The sequence below is a fragment of the Devosia sp. genome (assembly GCF_034675085.1).
Taxonomy (GTDB): Bacteria; Pseudomonadota; Alphaproteobacteria; order Rhizobiales; family Devosiaceae; genus Devosia.
The window spans coordinates 1-3,049 of sequence record NZ_JAUCDN010000366.1; the positions used below are offsets into that span (position 1 = coordinate 1).

The 3,049-nt window shown below is 63.3% G+C and carries 3 protein-coding genes; 1 reads left to right on the plus strand and 2 read right to left on the minus strand.

Annotated features, from left to right (window positions below; all coding sequences use genetic code 11):
* Nucleotides 1-254: 254 nt before the first annotated feature.
* Nucleotides 255-1,295: a hypothetical protein gene (locus VDP82_RS16315; RefSeq protein ID WP_323015884.1), complete on the minus strand. Its 1,041-nt coding sequence runs from the start codon at nucleotides 1,293-1,295 to the stop codon at nucleotides 255-257.
* Entirely contained in the window at nucleotides 1,292-1,816 is a 525-nt protein-coding gene (locus VDP82_RS16320; RefSeq protein ID WP_323015885.1) for a GNAT family N-acetyltransferase, read from the minus strand. Before VDP82_RS16320 ends, VDP82_RS16315 begins: the two co-directional genes overlap by 4 nt.
* 119 nt (nucleotides 1,817-1,935) lie before the next feature.
* Here VDP82_RS16320 and VDP82_RS16325 point away from each other — a divergent pair.
* The coding region (locus tag VDP82_RS16325; protein WP_323015886.1) for an EAL domain-containing protein at nucleotides 1,936-3,049 on the plus strand (1,114 nt) is incomplete at its 3' end.

Genomic DNA, 3,049 nt, shown 5'->3' on the forward strand with positions numbered 1-3,049 from the left:
CTGATGGGCGCGCCCAGCCAGGCCTCGGCCAAGCAATTGCGCGAATTGAGCATCAGGCTCAACGTACAGAAGTAAGCCGTTCCAACAGCAAAACGCCGGGCGCCCTTGCAGAAATGCGAGCGGCGCCTGGCGTTTTTTCAGGGCCGGCGCTTTAGATCATTTCAGCACTTAGTCGAAACGCTGAAAATGATCTAAGTCTTTGTTTCATCGCGTTTCCGAACCGCAAAGCCGTTCCCACGTTTGCTGGAAACGCTCTAGCGGGCGGCGGGCTCGGCATTGGCGCGGCGGGCTTCGGCGAGCCAGCGGTGGACATGCTGGCAGTCCTTGCCGGAGCCTGCGACCCGGGCGGCGGCGGCGTAGAATTTCTCGGCGGTGGCGCTGAGGCCGCTCTCGTCTTCATCCACGGCGGCAAGCTCGATGCCGGTGTCGATCAGCTCGCGGAAGGCGCGCACGTAATGGGTGCGCAGGCCATCCCGCCACAGCCAGGCGAAACTGTCGAGCGCGCAGATCTCGTACATCCAGGGCACCCAGCTGGCAAAGACGTCGGGCGGCATCACCCTGTCGATGCGCAGGCGCACGGCCATTTCGAACAGGTTGAGATATTGGCAGACATATTGCTCGAAATGGTGGGCCTGCTGCGCGCTCAGCTTGGGCGGGCCATCGCTGAACCAGAGGATATCCACCAGATCGGCGTGGTCCTTTTCGAAGCGGAACAGCTCGATGGCGCCGAATTCGAGCTTTTGATAGATCGAGCGGGACGCCGCCTTCTGCTCCTGCTGGGAGGTGAAGATATTGGCCACCACCACGCCGAGCGCAGCGATGAGAATGCCGGCCATCTGCGCCAGCGGCGCGACCACGCTGGCCAGGCTGGTGAAATCGCCATCGGAAAGCAGAAGCGGCGCGCGCCAGGCGCCCCAGCTGACCACGCCCAGCAGCGCCGCCAGGGAAATGGCCAGCGTGATCCAGACGAACAGAACGTAGCGGATGGGCGTGCCCTCGACATGGCTGGCCAGGGTGCGGAAATAGAGCCAGACGCCGCCGGCCAGGCCGACGATCAGGATGAGGAAGGCGGGCAGGGTGCCCCACAGGATGATGGCGGCGTGGGTAAGGGCAAGCGTGCCCAGGGCGATGGCGGCGCAGGAATAGGCCGGCAGGCGAATGCGGGCGGGCTTGCCCCGCACCAGGGCCGGCGGACGCCCGGACAGCTGGCGGATCAGGTAGACAATGAGCAGGCCGACGAGAAGCGTCGCGAATTCAAAGACGACCAGAAGGCTTTCGGCGAGAAAATAGATCATTCGACCTTCTCCAGCGACTTGGCCATGACCACCGAGACCTGCCGGAACCCGCGGCGCTCGAACATATGGTGGGCCCCGCCATTGTCGATGCCGCTTTCGAGGAACACCTGCCGGAGCCCGGCGCGGCGCATATCCTCGACCACGTGATCGAGCAGGGCGCTGCCGAGGCCGTGGCCGCGCAGGTCGGTGGCGACCAGCATGTCCTCGATCACACCGAAGGGCGCGGGGCCGCCGCGATCATAAAGCACCATGGCCAGGCCCGCCAGCTGGTCGTCGCGCCGCAAGGTGAAGGCGCCATTCCAGCGCGGGGCCGTGGCGCGATCGGCATCGGCCTGGGCGATGCAGGCCAGCAATTCGCTTTCGATCTCTTCCCGGATGCGCGGCGACCATCGGCCATCGGGCCCGGTGCGGGAGGACTGCAATTCGGAGTGGGAAATATAGCTGTCGGTGAGATTGCGGACGAAAAAATCGGCCCAGAGCGCCGCGTCCCCGGAGGTGCGGCACAAATCGAATGTCAGCATGCGAACGATCCCAAGACGCGTTGAGCCTAATGGTTTGCGAGTGGTTAACCGGGCTTAACAACTCATTAAGACATCACGGTTAACAAGGTCATAACAGGGCGGCACATGGATTCTCCGGGGTGAAATCCAAATATTCTCAAATCCTGACCTTGCTGGGCGCGGTGCTGGCCTTCGTGCCCATCGTGGCGGTGGACTATCTGCTCGACAGCTATGTTCGCGTTCGGGAGAAAATGGTTACGCAGCAGAATGTTGCAGCCATCGCCTCACAAATCGAAATCAATGTGACCGATGCGGTTTCCGGGTTGAGGCGCATTCTGGCCGACAGCCCCTCGCTGTGCACCCCCACCTTCGTCGCCGTTGCCCAGCGCGAAATCGAAACCAGCCTCAACCTCAAGCAGGTGCTGGTGGAGAATAATGACGGCGTGCAATATTGCGACGCCTTCGGGCGCAATGTGAATTTTTCCCCGCTCTCGACGCCGCAGCCGGTGCCGGGGCGCACCGAGACCATCACGGTGGTCAAATTCTCCGGCATGGAGATGCCGGTGTTGCAGGTGACGCAGGCCTTCGGCCAGACGCGGCGGGTTTCGGTGTTCGTGCCGCTCCTGGGACAGAGCAGCGAGGTGCTGGCGCAGCTCCTGCCGCCGGGGGCGATGCTGCGCATGATGCTGACCACCGGCATGAGTGTGCTCACCATCGGAGACCCCGGCCCGTTCGACCGCCGCCAGGGCGGCTCGGAATTCCTATTCGACCAGAGCTTTGCCGGGCAGATGCCGCTCAAGGTGGAATATGCCATTCCCTTCGCCATGGTGCGGGCCGGCTATGCCGATCTCGATTTCGGCTTCACCGTGGTGGCGTGCCTTCTCAGCGCCGCCATGCTGCTGTTCTCGCTGAGCTATGTGCGGCGCTCGCGGGTGCCGGCGTTCGACCTGGAACGGGCCATCGCGCGGGGGGAAATCAAGCCCTATTACCAGCCGGTCATCAATTTGCGCACCGGGCAGCTCATGGGCTGCGAGGTGCTGTGCCGCTGGGAAAAAAGGAATGGCGAGGTGGTGCCGCCGGGCGCCTTCATCGACTACGCCGAGGTGACGGGGCTGGCCATTCCCATGACGCTGTCGCTGATGCAGCAGGTCAAGTTCGACCTGGGCGACCTGGTGCAGATGATGCCGGACCTCAAGATCTCCATCAATCTGTTCGAGGGGCATTTCCGCGATGCCAGCATCGTGCAGGACGTGG